The sequence below is a fragment of the Planctomycetaceae bacterium genome, from assembly GCA_039680605.1.
In the GTDB taxonomy this organism is placed as follows: domain Bacteria; phylum Planctomycetota; class Phycisphaerae; order SM23-33; family SM23-33; genus JAJFUU01.
The window spans coordinates 1-17,855 of record JBDKTA010000027.1 but is presented as its reverse complement, the minus strand read 5'-3'; the positions used below and the strand labels follow the sequence as shown (position 1 = coordinate 17,855).

Sequence of the window (17,855 nt, the reverse complement as noted above, 5' to 3'; positions counted from 1 at the left end):
TGTTTTCATCCGCCGGGGAAGACGAGATAGCGTTTCGGGGCTTCGCCGGTGATGGCCCAGTAGATCGCCCCGACGATCATCCAGAGGGCCCCGCCGGTCAGGTCGCCGGCGATCACGCCGATCATGAATGTTTTGAGAGTCGCGTGGCGGACACCGAAGCGCGAGGCAGCCAATTTCAGGGTCCATCCGACCAGGAACGAGAAGGCGAAGGCCCCCATCGCCCAGGTGCCCCAGAAGAGGAACAGAATCGGGTGCAGCGGCCACCACGTGAACCGCATGCGAAGGGCGGAGATGACGAGCACGACGACCATTCCCGCCGCCATCGCCGCCAGGCAGTTCCTGTTGGGCGTCATCTCGGAGATTCGCTGCAGGGGAGAGAACGAATCGCTGGCGAGGCGATCTTCGGAAGACATGCGATTGTAATTGAGGGCGACGTTGCTGAAGTTGCGCTGAGGGGCGCTGCGGACGGGGAACGACTCGCCCTTTTGCAGACCGTACTTGTAGTCCACGAACAGGCTGAAGGGGATCGCCGCCGCCAGCACGAGCACGAAGGCCGCCGACCCGCCCAGGCCCACGCGCCCGGGCGAGACGCGGTGCATGTCGCAGATGCGAACGGCGTTGACAGCCAGGGGCATCAGGCACTCGCGGGCGTTGATGGTGAACTGCAGGCCCAGCATGGCGATGATGGCGTAGTTGCCCAGGCCCAGCGCCTTAATGCCGAAGAGCCCCATCAGCACCGAGATCGGCTGCCACCACGTTTCCATCAGGATCAGACCGGACTCGGCGTTGATCCTGGCCATCACCAGGAAAGCTGTCAGGATCATGACGATGACGAGAATGGCGAATGGCCAACTCAGCCCCAGGTGTGACAGCAGCAGCACCAGCGCCGCGACCGCCACGACCAGGCCGCGAAAGGCCCACGCCTCGTATGGGCGCGACTCGCGGCTGGGCATGAATGTGATCGCCTGGCGGGCGATGTGCCAGTAGTTGCGGCGCCCCAGGTACACCAGCACCAGGGCAATGGCGAAAAAACTGCCCGCGTGAGCCCAGGGAAAGATCCCGCCATCCATCGTGCTGGCGCTGGTGGGCAGGCCCATCCCGAACAGCACTGTCGTCACGGCCGTCAGCGCCAGCGGCGAGATGCCCAGGGCGAAACTGACGTCGCTGGCCACAAAGCACGCAAAGGCCAGCGCGGTGGGCCAGATGACCAGTTGCCCGTACGGCCACCCGACCGCCCAGTATCCCCAGACCACGCCTTTTTCGCTGAAGAGCGTGAAGATGTCGTTGATGTTGAGGCTCAAGGGGATGTTGATCAGCCGGTTGTCGGCCCAGAGATTGGCGCCGTTAACCAGGTGGATGCCCAGCACGATGCAGGCGCCGAGCCAGAAGAGCTTGCTGGAGAAGATGGACCCGCTGCCGCCGCGGCCGGCCTCGATCATCGACTCGGCCAGTTGCGCGATCGGATAGGGCAGGCGATCGTGCCGGGACCACGTTCGATGCACCACCAGGGCCATGCAGATCGACGCGATGGCGACCAGGGCGATGATCGGCCCCCAGACGCTGATGGGTTTTTCCCATGCCGCCCAAGGCACCGAGCTCCCGCCGGTCAGCAGCTTCTGGTTGACCGCGTCGTCATAGACGCCGCCGTTGGTGAGCATCGCCGGATGCACGCGGTCGAGCACATGGCCCTTCTGCCAGTCCGGCTGCGAGCGGTAGGCGTGGACGGGCATGGCGACGTTGCGAGACCAGAACCGCAGCATGCCTGAGCCGGGGATGTTGCACGCCACCAGCATCAGCGCCGCCGCCACGGCCATTTCGGCGGCTGTGACTTTGAACCGCCGCAGCAGCGGATTGAGCAGCGCCACCAGCACCAGGGGGAAGAAGACGATGATGGGGAAGTGGTTGCCGACGAAATAGTTCACCCGCGGGACCTGGTCGTTGAAGTACCCAATGGTCCCGATAAAAAGGGCTCCGATCAAACCCATGATGATGGCGCGGGCGGTCATCCAAACGTCCTTCGTCGCATGCGGCAGCGAACCTTCCAGCATAACAGAACCCGCCCCGGCGCGAAATTCCAAAGTGAGTCCTATTGCCGCCCGCCGCGGGCGGACGTACAATTCCGTCGTTCGTTTGGGGTCCATTTGTGAAAGACGCATATGTCAAAGCCGTTGTGGCCGAACAGGTATTCAGGGGCCGACCATGAATCGACACGTTCTGATCATCGTGCTGGCAATAGCATGCATCAGCATCTCGGCGCGGGCGCAGGCGAGCCGCCCGTCGCCCGGCTCTGACCGGGAGGCGCTGCAGTTGTATCGCTTGTGCCTGGATTCGCCTTATGTGGCGGATCGCCAGCGCGCAGTAGAGGCTCTGGCGGCCATGAAGCCCGGCCCTGACGTGGCGGCGGCGCTGGCGCACGCCTTACGGGACGACGCGCCGATCATCACCTTTAAGGCCATTCGCGGCCTGGCGCGAATGGGCGAGGCGGGGGTCGGTCCGCTCGTTGAAGCACTGGAGCTGCCCGAGGGGCCTCGCCATAGCGACATCCTGCGGGCGATAGATGAAACCGGCGCCGCCGATGAGTCGCTGCTGGAGCCGATGGAAGCGGTGCTGCAGACTTCATATCAGCCGGTGCAACTGCAGCGCGAGTGCTATGTTCTGGCGATGAGGATCCTGGGGCGTCTGGGCGACAAGGCCGCGCCGGCGGTGCCCACCATCCTGGCTGCGTCATGGGGCATCAATGAAGAGGACCTCAAGGACGCCGCCGGCGCGACGCTGGCGCGGATTGGCCCCAAGGGGTCTGGGGTGGCCATCCCGCTGCTGCTCGATGCGGCGGAGGAAACATTCTGTTTCCGTCCCGGTTGCGTGCGGGCCTTGTGCGCGTGGCAGTTCGCCCCGCAGATCACGCCGCGGTTGACGGAGATGGCCAGCAGCAGCCAGGCTCAGGTCAAGTTGCAGGCTCTGATGACGTTCGCCCAGACCGGTTCAAGCTTCGACGGGGGCGCCGAGGCGTTCATCAAAGGGTTGAAAGACGGGGAGCTGTTCGATGTTATGGCCGAATCAAACGGGCAGCCTTCCTTTGCCGAAGCGGCGGGGGCGTTTGTGGCCGTGGCGAAGCATTATCTTTCTCCCTCTGTGCCGACCGAGCGTCGGCGTCTGGCCGCTCATTGGTTTTCACGCCTGGCGGACTTGGGGCCTGAGGCGGCGGAGGTTCTGGTTCAGGCCTTGAAGGATCCCGACAGCAGGGTTCGCCGCGAGGCCGCCTCGACGCTGAACTGGGCCAAGCCTGTGCCGGCCACATATGTTCTGGCCTTGGGAACGGCGCTGCGGGACCGCGATTCCGGCGTATCTGAATACGCGGCGCTGACCCTGGGCCGCCTGGACGCGGCGGCCGCTCCAGCCCTGCCGGCGCTGGTCGAGAGCCTCAAGAACGAGAACCATCGCGATTCGGCCATTGAAGCGATCGCGAATATCGGCCTCTATGATCCGCAGGCGGCGCGGGCGCTGGCTGGCGTGGCGCAAGGGGCCGCCGAACCCTCTGAGCCATTGAGCCGGGCGCTGGGGCGGCAGGGCAGTGGCGCCCTCGACGAGGCGCGGTCGCTTCTTAAAAGCAACAACCGTGCCGCCCGGCAGATCGGCGCCGACGCGCTGAGGCTGATGGGACCCGGCGCCGCCGCTACCGCCGGCGACCTGCGGGCGCTGCTTTCCGATGCCGCTCAGCCGCCGGAGATCCGTCTTGCCGCCGCCGCCGCGCTGGCGGATATGGGGCGCCCCGCAGCCGTGGCGTCGCTCGATGCGGCCTTGGCGTGCTTCGATCTGCCGTTGCCCCAGAGATACGTTCAAGGGCAGCTCCTCACCCGCGACGCGTACGCCCTGCTGGCCGGTTCCGCCGGACCGGCGGCCGTCGACGAACTGCTCAAACGTCTTGGCAGCAAGACGCTGGTGGTCCGCTGGCGAGCGATCGCGGCGTTGGGCGCCACCGGCGCCTCGGGCAAGGCGGTTCCCGCGGCTCTGGGAGCGGTCCTGAACGATGAGAACAGGACGGTCGTCGCCGCCGCGACCGCGGCGTTGCTGGAGCTTCGTTCGCCGGAGGCTCTTGAGGTGCTGCGCGCTCGCCTGAGCAAACCGGGGGTCGAAGGAGGCGACGCTCTCAAGGCGCTGGAATCTTTGACGCGAACCGGCGAGCAGGCCCAGCTTCCATTGCAGGAACTGGTCCTGATGCTGGACGGGGCCAAGCCCGCCGCCAACGCCGCGCGCCGGCGCCTCAAGCAGCGCGGGCCCTGCACCGCCAAAGATCTGAACGGCTTGTGCGTGATCCTTCAGCACGGCAAAGGCAATGCGCTGCGCTACGCCATCGATGCGGTCAAGGCGTTGGGTCCGGCCGCGGCCAAGCCGCAGACTTTTACCGCCCTGGCGTCGGTGCTGCATCGCGACAATCCGCAAGACTACCGGGAGGGTACCTACGACGAAATACGCTCGGCCGCGGCAAGGATCCTGGTCGCCTACGGCGCCGCGGGCGTGGCAGCCATCGAAAGCACATACGACCAGCTCAAAGACCACCCGCGGATGATGCTGGTCGAGTCGCTGGGGGGCGTGGGGCGCCAGGGCGAACCGCTGGTACCGCTGCTGCGCCGAGCCTTGTCCGCTGACCGAGGCGACTCCAACACGAGGACCCGGGCGGTGATCTCTCTGGGCAAGCTGGGACCGGCGGGGCGGACAGCGATGGTCCAGCTTCAGGCGATCTTTCTCTCAGGAGACTCTGACTGGAGGTCTGAAGTTCTGGCCCGGTCTATGCTGCAAATCGGCCCCATCGACAAGGACCTCGTCGCGATGATCCTGAACCGCAGCGGCCCTGATTACCACGGCGATGACCTTTCCGCTGTCGTGGCGAGCATGGGCTCCGCCGCCCTCAATGCGACGCTGGCCGTAGCCGCCGATGCCAAAAATGATAACACGTATCTTCAGGCCATCAAAACGCTCGGGCGCATTCGACCCTTCTCGCCGCGGGCGCTGGATGCGATCCTAGCCGCGAGAGAAAGCGCCATCTACTACATGCCCGATACCATTGTCGACGCCCTGGCCACCTCCGGCACGCGGGAACCCAAGGCGGCCGTAGCGATCGCCGCCACCGCCGGCAGCGACGAACACATCGACGAAAAAGTGGCCCAAGCGATGGCGGCGATGGGTGCAGCCGCCAAGCCGGGCATCGATCAACTCGCGGCCGCTTACCGTAGCGGCAAGCTCCACCCGACGCACTTCTTTGTGATCCTTGGCAAGAGCGGACCAGCGGCCGTGCCCGAACTGCTGAAGCATCTGGATAAGCCCGACTGCACCGAAGCCGTCCTGTGGGCGCTGAAGTACAGCGGTCCCCAAGCGGCCGAAGCTATCCCGGCACTTCAGAAGATGCTCACCGAGCCCAAGCGTTCCGATGATGTGCGCCAGTTGGCCAAGGAGGCGCTCAAGAGCATCGGCGGGGCGCCCGATGAACTCGTCGCCGAATTGGTCCAGCAGTTCCAGTCCGACTTTCCCATGGGCCGCGACAGCGAAGAACGCATCGAGCGGGTGGTGACGATGGGCGAGGCGGTCATCCCGGCGCTGGAAAAGCTGCTGAAGGATCCCAACGGCCGCAAGCGTCAAGTCGCCGCCAATATCCTCGGCGCCATGGGCGAAGCGGCCGCCAAAGCCGTGCCGGCCCTTCAGGCCGCCACGCGGGACCGCTGGCCGGACGTGGCCGCCGCCGCCCGCGCGGCGCTGCGCCAGGTCCAGCCGCCCCGGCGCCGAGCGGAACTCGTGGCTAATCTTGGTCCCATGCCCCCGCGCATGGTGTACCTGTTGGAACAGTGCCTGCGCCAAGGGTCGGGCGAGGCGCAATTCTACGCCGCCCACGCCCTGGCGGGGATGGGCCCATCGGCAGCCGTGGCGGCTGAATCGCTTCTGGCACTGGCCCGTGACTCCAAAGACCCCGGCACGCGCGAAGGGGCCATTGGTGCGCTGGGCAATATTCGCCCGGCGTCGGAGGATATCCGAAAAGCCTTGCAGCGGGCTTTGGCCGACCGAAACGAAGCGGTTCGCCGCGCTGCCGCCGACGCGATCCGCAAGAACAACGCGGCGCCGTAAGACCGGCCCGCGATCAGGAACTCTTTTGCCAGGGGATACGCCAATGTCGAGAACCTATTGCCGCATGTGCCTGATACCCGCCGTCATCGCAATCTGCAGCGCCACAGCGGGCGCCGCCGACGTCGCCGCACTGATGCGAGCACTCAAAGACGGAGACGACGCCGCACGGATGGAAGCCGCCTTCGCCCTCGGCGCCGCCCCGGGCGAGGCCGCCGCGGCTGTGGGACCCTTGGTCGAGGCCTTGAAGGACAAGCAGTTCTACGTTCGCGGCAACGCCGCCTGGGCACTGGGGCAGATGGGTCCTGCCGCCGCTGCCGCCGCCGCCCCGCTGGCATATCTCGCCGCCGGAACCGACGACTACGGCGTTCGCATCCAGGCCATCAAGGCCTTGGCGCAGATCGGGGCGATCAAATCCCTCGAGACGCTGCTGCGGGCGCCGGATGAAAAGAACGCCGTGCTGGCCGTCTGGGCCCTGGGCCACGCCGGGCCCGGCGGTGCGGGCGCGCTGGGCGCGGCGATGGGCGATCCGCGAGAGGCCGTTGCCGCTGCCGCGGCGCCCTGCCTGGCGCGCCAGGGCGCCGCGGCCATGGAACCGCTGCGGGCGCATCTCAAAGGCCAACCCACCCAGCGACTCAATGCCCTGGAGTCGCTGATGAGGATCGGACCTGCCGCCGCGGCGGCGGTCGACGATATCGCCGCCTTGACCAACGACAGCGACGAGCGCGTGGCTCAACGGGCCGCGGCGGCGCTGCGAGCCGTTGGCGCCCGTGACGCCGGCGAAAAGGCCGCTCAAAAGTACCTGGCGGTGATGGCCGTCGATGAAGCCGTCCGCGGACGCCAGGCGCAGAAGTGCCTGGTCGCCCTGGGGGAATATGCCGCCGGCCCGCTGGGCAAAGCTCTGGCCTCGGGCGGCGACGACGGTCGCGGCGCCTTGCTCGAGGTGGCCCAGGCCATGGGTCCGGCCGCCCGCCCGCTTGTGGGGCAGCTGCTGGAGCTCTTCCAGAAGGACTACGCCGCGAACCCTAAAGCGTATCAACCTTCCGGCGACGACTTCCGACGCCGCCCCGTCCTGGGCGAGCAGATCCTGGCCGTGCTCATGGCCATCGGCACGCCGGAGGCGTCGGCGGCGCCGGCGTTGGCCAAGGCCGTCAAGGATCTGCCTCCGGCGCGAGCGTATGCGCTGGAGGCCTTGGCGAGCCTGGGCGCCGGCGGCGCCGCGGGGGCGGCGAATATTGTCTGGGCCAGCGAAGAGCAGGACGCCCAGACGCGGCTGAGGGCGCTGGCGGCTTTGGCGTGCATCGGTCCGGCGGCCGGTTCGTCCGTCGGCGCTGTGGTGCGCCGCCTGGGCGACGATGAGTTCAAGGTGCGTCTGCTGGCGCTGTACGCGCTGGGGCGCCTGGGGCAGGCCACCCCGGAGGTGATCGAGGCGCTGGAGAAGGCCGTGGCCGGCAAGAACGTCGGCGAGGCGATGGTCGCTGCCGAATCGCTGGGGCGGCTGGGACCGGCGGCAAAGCGAACCGTCCCGCAGATCAAAAAGCGCATCATAACGATCGGTATTCCGGCCGTTCAGGCCTTGCGGGCGATGGGGGTGAGCCAGGAGGAAATCTCCGCTGCGATCATCGATGAAGGATCGCAACGCCATGGGCGGGTCATCCGCGAAGCTGGCCTGTCCCGCGACGCCATGGTCCTGCTGGCGGAGACAGATCTGGCCAGCTATGCGGCAGTCTCGGGCCTGCTTGGCGCCAACGAGCAGGAGGAAGAGCGAACGTACTACGGCGTCCGTAGCCTGATCGGTCCGGCGGCGGTTCCGGCGCTGATCAAGTGCCTCTCGCCCACCAAGCCCAAGCTGTGCAGAGCTGCCGCCAAGACACTCGAATGCCTCGGTCCGCAGGGGCAAGGCGCCGCCGACGAGGCGCTGCTGAAGATCGTCTTGTACAAGAACACTCCCGAAACTGGAATCGAAAATTATTTCTGCGTCGAAATGTCCCGCGACTGCGCACAGGCGCTGGCCTCCAGCGGTCCAAAGGGCCTGGCGATGATCCTTAAGCAATGCTCCAGTCCCGACGAAGACGTGCGCCGCTATGCCGTGGCTGCCTTGGCAGCGGCCCCGAAGACGCCGGAGGTCCTCAAGACGCTGCAAGAGGCGCTGAAGGATAAGAATGTCCGCTACCCGGCGATGCGAGTGCTGGCGGAATTCGGGCCCGGCGGAGCCCCGGCCGCTCAAACTGTTCTACAGGTTATCGAAGAAGATGGCACATCGGCCGAGGCCGTCAATGCGCTTGTCAGCATGAAAGTCGCGACTGAGGAGGTGCTCTCGCTCGTCAACTCCAAGTTGGCCTATGGCTCCTCCCCATCCTGCCGTCAAGCGTTCCGGGAATTGTGCAAGACGGCGCTCTTGACGCGGAAAATCGGCTGCAAACCTGAACCTCCGCTGATACCGGCGGGAATCGCCCAACTGCGGGATAAGATGAAAGAGTTGAATAGAGAAAGCTTCGCTGCCGCCCGTGAGTTGGCCGACAACGCCGCCACGCGAAAGGAAGGCGTGGATTACCTTATCGCCGCGTCGAAGAACCAAGACGAACGTATGGCGGCCGAATCTCTCCAGTATCTTGCGGCAGTTTGGCCCCCGGACGACAGCATCATCGACGCCTTGGCTGCCGCCGCAGAATACCGCACCCCCGACGATAAAAAAGTGGGGTCGCTTCTGCTGTCAAGTATCCTGCCCACCAGCGTGAAGATGGCGGCCAGAATTAATGCTCTGGCCAAGAAAGAAAGGCTTTCCCGCGTCGACTCGCTTCGGCTGCGCCCGGAGATAGTCACCACCGAGTATCTTCCCGTTATCATCGAGATGCTGGCAGGAGGCTACTATCCTAGTGACGATCTGTACAGCGTGCTCGATGTTCACGATACGCAGAAGGTCATGGAGCATATCGGAAAGCTGCTGTCGGGTGACGATGCGGAGGCGGCATTCCTGGCAACGTGCTATTGCGAGCATAGCGGCAGTCGTGCGGCGGCGGTCCAGAAGCAACTTGTCGCCGTCGTTGCCAGGCTGCTCAAAAAGGACAATCATCAGGTGGACAACTCGATTCCAGTCGCTGCCAGGGCGCTGGCGCAGATGGGACCGGCGGCGGCGCCTTCCATGCCGGCGCTGCTGGACATCGCCCAGAAGTCCAATGGCGCCCCCGAGGTCATTGCTGCCCTCAACGCCATTGGCCCGGGTCGGCGGGAAGACCTCCCCGCCCTGGTCGCGATGCTGAAGAACCCCGGCGCCCCCGGAACCACCGCCGCTGTCGTCATGCGGACCTGGAAGAGCGTCCGCCAGGCCGCTCCGCACGTTCCGGCCGCCGTCGTCGCCTCACTGGCGGGCAAAGCGGTCGTCAGCCTTCCGGCAGAAGAACGACTGGCCGCCATCGAGGCTTTGCTGGCCTGCGGCCGCGCCGCCCAAACCCCCGCCCGTGCCCTGATTGAACGCTATCAGCAGACGACGCTGGAGATCGCCCTCGATCGCGAAGACGACCGCTTTCGACGGCAGCGATACGCGGACTACCCTCTCCCGCCCAGCGCCAAGGATCTGCTTCCTCAAGCCATCCGACTGCTGAGCGAAAAGTTCACCTCGCCAGGCGACGACGAACCCTCGATCAGCCGCCTGCGACACTTCATTGAAGAACGGCACCGGGATATGCGCAGCTTCGACGACTGATTTTCGTAATGAGGTCTCAAGCGTCTCTCTTGTACCAGGTCAGCGTGAGGTCCTTGCGGTTGAACTGGGCCTCGATGCCTTCGCTTAAATTGTTGGCCACTAGCTTCTGCTTTTCCAGCGGGGCGTTGATGCCCTGCTTGTTGGCGAAGAGGATGTTGCCGGTGATCGTGTGATTCATGTCGGCGATGGGTTTGTCGCCGAGTTTGCGGCCGGTCACGGCGCCGCGGAACCACATGGCCGGGCCTTTGGTGCGGCCGACGAAGTTGGCGCTGAAGATCTGGCTGCCGCAGTCGTGCTCGTAGAGGCCGGCGCCTTTGGTGTTCCAGACGACGTTGCGGTCGACCATGTTGGTCTTGTCCGAAATCTCGACGAAGATCCCGCCGAACATCGTGCTCGTGTCCACGACGACATTCTCGGTAATGCGCGAGTTGACGTTGTTGGCGTCGATCCAGATGCCTGACCCGTGCAGCGTGCGCAGCACGCGGTTGCGGCGGATCAGCGTGTCGGTGGTGAAGTGCGTCTTGATCGAGGCCGTCTCGAAGTACACCTCGACGTCATGGAAGGCGTTGCCCTTGAAATAATTGTCTTCGATCAGGCAGTTGTACGTGCCCAGGCCCTGCACGCCGCAGACGCCGCAGTCGGTCACGACGTTGCCGCGCACGATGTGCCGGGCGGGCTTGATCGCCGGCTGAGGCAGCGTCGGGTGCTGGTTGCCGATATCCAGGGCGATCCCGTTGCACTGGCGGATGATGTTGCCCTCGACGAGCCAATGGTGCCCGCGAGTCGGCGAAACGGCCCCGTACTGCGGCATCGGGAAGCAATTGCCCACCTGCTCGATCGTAAACCCGCACACCTGCACGAACCCCAGCCCCATCTCGCGCGGGGCGAGAATCTGCCCCTGCGTCGTGATCTCCATCATGGCCACGTCCGGGCTGAGCCCCCCGAACGGCCGAACGTACAGGCTCTTGCCGCCCTCGCCCACCCAGTATGTGCCCGCGGCCTTAGCAAGGTCGCCGCGCTTGGCCACCTGCACCAGGCGCTTTCCGTTCTGGAACACCAGCCCGCACGGCAGGCTGTACGGCAGCGTGCCGCGATAGCCCTCGGCCCAGGGCATGATGTCGAACTGCTTGGCGGAGATGTTCGGCGTGGTGAACGGGTTGTCGTCCGGAGCGAACCACTCAGCCGGCAGTTTTGTGACCCACACGCCGCCGGAGCGCCCGGCCTTCTTCCACGTGCCCTTGACCACGCGCGAGCCCTTGAGCACGACCGCCGCCCCGGGGGCGGCCTGGTAGCCGATCATCTTGTCGGCAGCCGATCCGCCGCGGGCCGGGACGATCCGCTCGCGATAGACGCCGCGGGCCACCAGCACCCGCTGGCCGGGCTCGAGCAGCTCCGCCGCCCGCGATACCGTGCGCAGCGGCTGGGCTTCGGTGCCGGCGTTGTCGTCGCTGGCATGCGCTGCGCGGCCATCCACGTAGAGCGTCCTTGAGAACGTCAGCACCGGCTGCCAGGTCAAGAAAGGCTTGCCGTTGGGCAGCAGCACCGAAGGGGACAGCGTTTTGGTTTTGGTCTTGGCCACGTTTGGTTCCTTAGAAAGTTGGGACGCTTACCACTTTCGTCTGCCGTTGAAGCGTTGCGTCTTTGTGATCTTACTGCCGGGATTATCCATCGCATCGCCGCGAAACGAAAGTGGTAAGCGTCCCAACTTTCTATTCTGCCGGCAGCGGGGGAACGGCATCGGTCGTATCTATTTCCGGCGGGGCGGGCTTGGGGGCGTACTTGGGCACTTCGGGCTCGGGGACGTGCTCGATGAGTTTGCTGACGATGCTCACTGAGTCCAGCCCCGCGCTGGCGGCCGCGAAGTTGCAGCCGATGCGGTGGCGCAGCACGGGGACGGCCACGCTTCGCACGTCCTGGATGCTGACGGTGTATCGCCCGTCCATGGCGGCGAAGGCCTTGGCGCCGTGGATGAGGTACTGCCCCGCGCGCGGGCCGGCGCCCCAGTCGACCATTTCCTTGATGAAATCAGGGGCGGTGGGGTTTTTCGGCCGCGTGGCGCGGACGAGGTTGGCGACGTACTTGATGACGTACTCGCTGACAGGCACCTTGGCGACGATGCGCTGCATGTTGACGATCTGCCGCGAGTTGAAGACCTTGTTGAGTTCGGGCTTGCTCTCACCGGTCGTGGTGGTGAGGATCTGCTCTTCCTCGTCCTGGCTGGGGTAGTCCACGAAGATGTTGAACATGAAGCGGTCGAGCTGGGCCTCGGGCAGCGGGTAGGTGCCTTCCTGCTCGATGGGGTTCTGCGTGGCGATGACGAAGAACGGATCCGGCAGCGGGCGGGTCTCCTGCCCGACGGTCACCTGGCGTTCCTGCATGGCCTCGAGCATGGCCGCCTGCGTCTTGGGCGGGGTGCGGTTGATTTCGTCGGCCAGGATGATGTTGGCGAAGACCGGCCCGGGCACGAAGCGGAACTCGCGCCGCCCGCTGTCGAGCTCGTCGATGACGTTGGTGCCGGTGATGTCGGAGGGCATCAAGTCCGGCGTGAACTGCACGCGTTTGAACGAAAGTTCCATGATCTTCGACAGCGACGAGACGATCAGCGTCTTGGCCAGCCCAGGCACGCCCACCAGCAGGCAGTGCCCGCGCGTGATGATGCACGCGAAGATCTGGTTGAGCACATCGTCCTGGCCGATGATGATCTTGTGCAGCTCGCGGAGCATGATCTCGCGGCTGCGAGCGAACTGGGCGATAATGCTTTCGAATGATTCCTTGGCCATAAGCGCCTCGGGGGTGCGTTTCTTCTAATGCGGCCGCCGTAGCGGTACAATACTGTACCTGCCGCCTGAAAGATGATACTCGTGAAACGACCGCTGAACAAGTGCGTGGCGCGAACTCCTGTGATCATGGCTAGCGTGATGTGTCTGTGGGGATGCGGTCCGGAGGTGCGGAAGCAAGTCCAGCCCCCGCAAAGCGCCACGCGGGCTACGACTGAGGTTTCCCGAAACGCGCGTGCCCTCGAGGCTCTTGATCAGAATATCAAGAAGCTGGATTTCGAAGAGATCGAGTTCAAGGATGTGATCCAGTTCATCCAGGGTGCAACCGGGCTGAACATCTACGTGCGATGGGGCGAGCTGTCCAAAGTTGGCATGGGAAAGCAGGGATCGACCGTAACGTTCCATGAAGAGGATATGACCGTCCGGCGATGCCTCGAATTGTGTCTGGCTAATGCAACAAACGTCCGCGGCCCCCTTGCCTACAGGATCGCCGACGGGAAGATCATCATCTCGACGGCTGAAGATGCTGAGAAAATGGTGGCGATGATGGAAACGGCTCCAGGAGTCGCCAAAGACACTCCTCGCAACAAGGCGGTTAGCGACGCCATCCAGCAGCGCATCAAGGAACTCAATTTCGACGGCATCGAATTGAAAGACATCATCCAGTTCATGCGGGACATCAGCGGCCAAAACATCTACGTGTCCCGCAGCGCCCTTAGGAGGGCCTCGGCGCCTGTCACCGTGCATCTTCAGGATGTCACGCTTCACCAGGCAATTCTTCTATGTCTGGAAGCCGCCCAGGTCGACCCGCCTTTGGATTACGTCGTCGCCGGCGGCGTGATTGTCATTTCTACGCCCAGAGAGCTTAAGAAGATATCAGCGATGCTGGAGTCTTCTCCGATGGCCGCCAGTGGCACACCGCGCAACGCCGCTGTCCGCGGGAAGCTGGAGCAGCGGATTAAGGAACTGAAGTTTGACGATATCGAACTCGAGGATGTAATTCAATTCATGCGGGATGTCAGCGGCCAGGATATTTACGTGAACTGGCACGCCCTGTCGCAAGCCGGGATCAGCAGGAGCACCCCGGTCAATGTCCACGTGCGCGGCGTGACCGTTCATCAAGGCTTGCTGGTGTGTCTCAAAGACGTTGCCGGTGAGGAATCACTGGGCTACGAAATCGCCGACGGAGTTGTCATTGTCTCCACTTGCGACGATGCCAAGCGGCTGACAAAGCAGATTGAAACGCCTCCCGTCGCCGCCCAGCCCGCGGATGAGCCGCTGGCCAAGAGAATGATGGAGGCCGCTCTTGAGAAGGAACACCTGAAGTGGCTGGCCCAAAACAAGCCTGGCAATTTGCCTGGAATTGAGCTTCAAGGAATTGAACTGGACGATTCCATTGGTCTTATCCGGGATCTGAGCAAGGTGGATATCTCTCCAGATCTGGCATCCCTCCATGCCGTCGGAATCGGATTCTTTAGCAAACGGCTGTCAGAGAAGAGCACCCTTCCTCGCGCGGCGACTGTAACAGTTGATATTGGAACCGACGTCTCTCTCCATACGGCGCTGACGCTCATCCTCGACAGTGCCGGCCAAGGCAAGGGCCTGACGTACCGAATCGAGAACGGAAAGGTTATTCTTTCCGTACCAAAGCCGAAATGACGGATGAAAGGATTCATCATGCACAAAATGGGACTGATCGCGGTATGTGCGATAGCCTGGGCCAATGTCGCCTTAGCTGCTCCGCCGGCGAATGAGGCCGCGGTGCAGACTCGGTTGGCGGTGGTGCTGCCGACGGTGGATTTTGACGAAGTGGCGCTGGCCGATGCGGTGGCGTTTCTGGCGCAGGCGGCGGATGTCGGAATCAGCGTCGACTGGAGATCGCTGACGGCGGTCGAGGTGCTGCGGAGCACGCCGGTGACGCTGCACTTGAAGAAGGTCACGATCGCCCAGGCGCTGCGGCTGGTGCTGGCGGCGGCAGCGGGGCCTGGGGAAGTCGAGTACGTCGTCCACGGCACGAGCGTGGTGGTGGGCACGCCGGCGGCGCTCAAGGCGATGCCGCCGGTGGCGACGACGCGTCCCAGCGAGGCGGCGGCTACGCAGCCTGTGGCCGCCGGGACCGGCGAGCAGGACCAGGCGGTTCTTAAGAAGCTCCAGGCCTCCCTGCCGGTGTTGACCTTCGAGCGGTTCAAGCTCGTCGATGCCATCGAGTTCTTCCGCAGCACGGCCGGGGTGAACGTCTTTGTCGACTGGCGGGCGCTCAAGAAGGCCGGCGCCACGGGCGATACGCTCATTACGCTCCAGCGGAGAGACACGACCGTGGCGGCGGGACTGTCGATGACGCTGGCCGAGGCGGCGGCTGGCAAGCTCGCCTATGGAGTCAGCGGCGGGGTGGTCGTGGTCACGTCGGCCGAGTTGCTCGGGCGGCTGAGCCAGGACCTGCAGCACCGCCCGCGGCCGCAAGGCAAAGCCGACACCGCCGCCGTGCGTGCCCTGACGGCGCTGGTGCCGTCGATGAACCTGCCCGAGGCGCGCCTCGGGACGCTGATGGAGTTCTTCCGCAAGACCAGCGCCGCCAACCTGTACGTGGACTGGCGGGGTCTGAAGAAGGCGGGCATCACGCCCGACACGCCCGTCAACATCAAGCTTGAAAACGTTCCGGTTCGCGTGGCGATGGTGCTGGCGCTGTCGGCGGCCGCTCCGGCCGGGACAGCCACCTATGACATTGCCGCCGGCGTTGTGATCGTCTCGTCGTCGGAGGCGGCGGCAGCCATCGCCTCACGCCTGCGGGCGGGGCCCGAGCGTGGCGCAACGGCGGCTGATCGGGCGGTGGTCGAGAAACTTGGAGCGGATTTTCCGGAGTTCAATTTCAACAAGACCGAGTTGCAGGCGGTGATGATTTTTCTGCGCGAGTCTGCGGGCGCCAACATCTTCATGGACTGGCGGGCGCTGCGGCGGATGGATATCTCCCGCACGTCGCCGGTGACGTTGGAATTGCGCAACGTGCCCAATCGCATCGCGCTGCGGCTGGCGCTGGTCGAGGCCGCCCCGCCCGGGGCCATCGACTACGCCGTCAGAGACGGCCTGATCTACATCGCCCCGCCCGAGGTGCTCCAGAAACTCGCCCCGCCGACAACCCCGGCGAGGAAACCGTGACGGTCGATTATAATCTTCAGATGAAGAACCGATCATGAGCGATTACCACATTAACATCTTCTACAGCGAATCCGACGGCGGTTATATTGCCGATATTCCAGACCTGGATTCCTGCTCGGCCTTTGGCAATGGTCCACAGGAGGCTCTGGCCGAAAGGCCGCATGGCTTGAAGCCGCCCGCGAGGCGGGCAGGCCCATTCCCCCTCCGCGCTACCGTCCTGCTCTCTATCAAGACGTGGGTTAGTCACAGCCTGGAAAGGCTGTGCCACTGCGGCAGCATCTTGACAATCCCCCGCAATCGCCGCTAGGCTCGGGGCATGCAGGAAAAGCTTCCAGTCGCGGTCATCGGCATGGGCGGGTTCGGGCGAATCATGCTCGAAGCGCTGCAGGCCGGCGACTTGACGCAGGTGGTCGGGGTGGCCGATCGCGACCCGCTGACGGCCGAACGCGCCGGCAGAGAGTACCGCGTCGCCGCGTTTACGGACAACCGCCGCCTGCTGGCCGAGGCGCGTCCTCGGGCGGTGTATCTGGCCGTGCCGCCGGCGGCGGCAGTCGATATCGTCATGGCCTGCGCCGAGCGCGGGATCCACGTCTGGAAGGAGTTGCCCCTGGCCCGCAGTCTCAGCGAGGCTCACGTGCTGGTCGAGCGGATGAGCCAGGCCAAGCTCAAGTTCGCCGTCGGCACGCAGTGGCGGTTCCGCACGAGCTACCGCCGGGCCGCGCAGGTGCGCGCCCGCCTGGGACAGGTCTTCCTGGCGCGCACGCATTACCTGTTCAACTGGGGTCCGGACCTGGGCTGGCGCGGCGACCGGGCGACGGCCGGCGGCGGGGCGCTGCTCGAACTGGGATACCACTGCGTCGACCTGCTGACGTGGATGCTGGGCCTGCCTGAGGAAGTCTTCTGCCGCTGTGCCGGGGGCAACCGCGCGTACGCCACGCGCTGCGACGATCAGCCCCGCCCCGTATACGACACCGACGACACCGCCGCGACCGTGCTGCAATATGCCAACGGCTGCATGGCCAGCGTCGTCACGACGCGCTCGTCGGGCCCGGTCAGCGAAGAGTTGTCGGTGCATGGGCGAGAGGGGTCGCTCAAGGCCGACAGCCAGAACTGCCTGCTGCGCGACGCGGACGGCAACGTGCTCAACAGCGTCGTCGACCAGTCGCCGCCGATGGAGCTCTTCCGCCGCCAGGTGGAGGCCTTCGCCCGCGCCGTCATCGCCGACGCGCCGAAGTACCAGTGCTCGGCGTGGGAAAACCTGCTCAACCAGGCCGTGCTCGACGTGATGTACCTCTCCGACCGCACGTGCCAGCCTGAGAGCCCCGCGCGCCTGATGGCCACCTGCGGCCTGTCCGTCGAGCAGTGCCTGAGCTGCCGCCCCCTGGAAAATGCCCCGGACTAAGCTAGCCGCCGCGGAAAAAGTATCCGTAGAAGGTGTCGACCAGCGGCGCGCCCAGAACCTCGATGATCACGAGCACGACCATCGCAAGGCCGGCGCCGTAAAGGAATGAGATCTTCCCCACATTCTTGCGCGCCTTGACGAACTGCCAGCGGATGACGAACCAGTTTGGGGTTATCGCCAAGATTATGAAGATCACGTACAGGGGCATCTCGGCGGCGAGACGGCCCTCTTGCCAGGGCCAGAAGCGCCTGGGAATGTACTGCTCAACGGAGAATGAAACCCAGATGCACGCCGCCTCGATCAGCGCAAGGATCAAGTAAGGAAGCGGGTTGCCCGCACCGGACGGCCTCACCGTCAGCGACACGATCAACCACTTCAGCATCGCCGCCAGCAACAACGCAACGGCCAGCGAACAGAAGATCGCCTTGGCAGCCGTCGCCGAATCAGGGCCTATGGCAATCGAGGGCGCCAAAGACGCCAAGGCCGTAATAAGGGTGAGCTTTCCAAACCAAGCAGTCATAGTTTGTCCGAGCCAATAAGTGTGTTAGTTCTATCGCAGTACGCTATCCCGCACAAGCGGGCTAGCCCAACTTCCGCAGTTATAGATTTATGCAGATTATTTTCGGTCGATTTGTGCAGGAATGGCGGTGCAATGGCGGCATTCTGCTACCCCAAAAGGGTCTTTTCACTTGTTTTGGATCCGATCAGC

The 17,855-nt window shown here is 64.6% G+C and carries 9 protein-coding genes and 1 pseudogene; 6 read left to right on the top strand and 4 right to left on the bottom strand.

Translation table 11 applies throughout. From position 1 onward, the window contains the following. Positions 1–5 precede the first annotated feature (5 nt). Positions 6–2,006 carry a DUF6785 family protein gene (locus tag ABFD92_08620; GenBank protein ID MEN6504586.1) on the bottom strand — a complete coding sequence of 667 codons (2,001 nt, stop codon included), beginning with the start codon at positions 2,004–2,006 and terminating at the stop codon, positions 6–8. 193 nt (positions 2,007–2,199) lie between these two features. On the opposite strand from ABFD92_08620, the gene ABFD92_08615 reads away from it, so the two are divergent. Further along, positions 2,200–6,114, top strand: a complete 3,915-nt coding sequence (locus ABFD92_08615) for a HEAT repeat domain-containing protein (GenBank protein ID MEN6504585.1) — start codon at positions 2,200–2,202, stop codon at positions 6,112–6,114. Positions 6,115–6,157: 43 nt separating this feature from the next. Further along, on the top strand, positions 6,158–9,814 hold the full coding sequence (locus ABFD92_08610; protein MEN6504584.1) for a HEAT repeat domain-containing protein: 3,657 nt from the start codon (positions 6,158–6,160) through the stop codon (positions 9,812–9,814). 16 nt (positions 9,815–9,830) lie between these two features. On the opposite strand, the gene ABFD92_08605 is transcribed toward ABFD92_08610, so the two are convergent. Together ABFD92_08605 and ABFD92_08600 are read right to left on the bottom strand one after the other, a co-directional pair. After that, positions 9,831–11,393 (bottom strand): right-handed parallel beta-helix repeat-containing protein, encoded by a 1,563-nt coding sequence (locus ABFD92_08605; protein MEN6504583.1) that lies wholly within the window; start codon positions 11,391–11,393, stop codon positions 9,831–9,833. A gap of 130 nt (positions 11,394–11,523) precedes the next feature. After that, positions 11,524–12,594 (bottom strand): MoxR family ATPase, encoded by a 1,071-nt coding sequence (locus ABFD92_08600; GenBank protein ID MEN6504582.1) that lies wholly within the window; start codon positions 12,592–12,594, stop codon positions 11,524–11,526. Positions 12,595–12,675: 81 nt separating this feature from the next. Here ABFD92_08600 and ABFD92_08595 point away from each other — a divergent pair, with 81 nt between their 5' ends. The 4 genes and pseudogenes from ABFD92_08595 (at position 12,676) to ABFD92_08580 (ending at position 17,146) form a co-directional block, all read left to right on the top strand. Next, positions 12,676–14,250: a hypothetical protein gene (locus ABFD92_08595; protein MEN6504581.1), complete on the top strand. Its 1,575-nt coding sequence runs from the start codon at positions 12,676–12,678 to the stop codon at positions 14,248–14,250. 18 nt (positions 14,251–14,268) lie between these two features. Further along, on the top strand, positions 14,269–15,744 hold the full coding sequence (locus ABFD92_08590; GenBank protein MEN6504580.1) for a hypothetical protein: 1,476 nt from the start codon (positions 14,269–14,271) through the stop codon (positions 15,742–15,744). 34 nt (positions 15,745–15,778) lie between these two features. Continuing rightward, a pseudogene (locus ABFD92_08585) lies at positions 15,779–15,987 on the top strand (type II toxin-antitoxin system HicB family antitoxin). Positions 15,988–16,060: 73 nt separating this feature from the next. Further along, the gene (locus ABFD92_08580; GenBank protein MEN6504579.1) at positions 16,061–17,146 is read left to right on the top strand and encodes a Gfo/Idh/MocA family oxidoreductase; all 1,086 of its coding nucleotides are present in this window, start codon (positions 16,061–16,063) and stop codon (positions 17,144–17,146) included. Between the two features lies 1 nt (position 17,147). Here ABFD92_08580 and ABFD92_08575 read toward each other — a convergent pair whose 3' ends face one another. Continuing rightward, complete coding sequence (locus tag ABFD92_08575) at positions 17,148–17,666, bottom strand: hypothetical protein (GenBank protein MEN6504578.1); 519 nt, start codon at positions 17,664–17,666, stop codon at positions 17,148–17,150. Between the last annotated feature and the right edge of the window lie 189 nt (positions 17,667–17,855).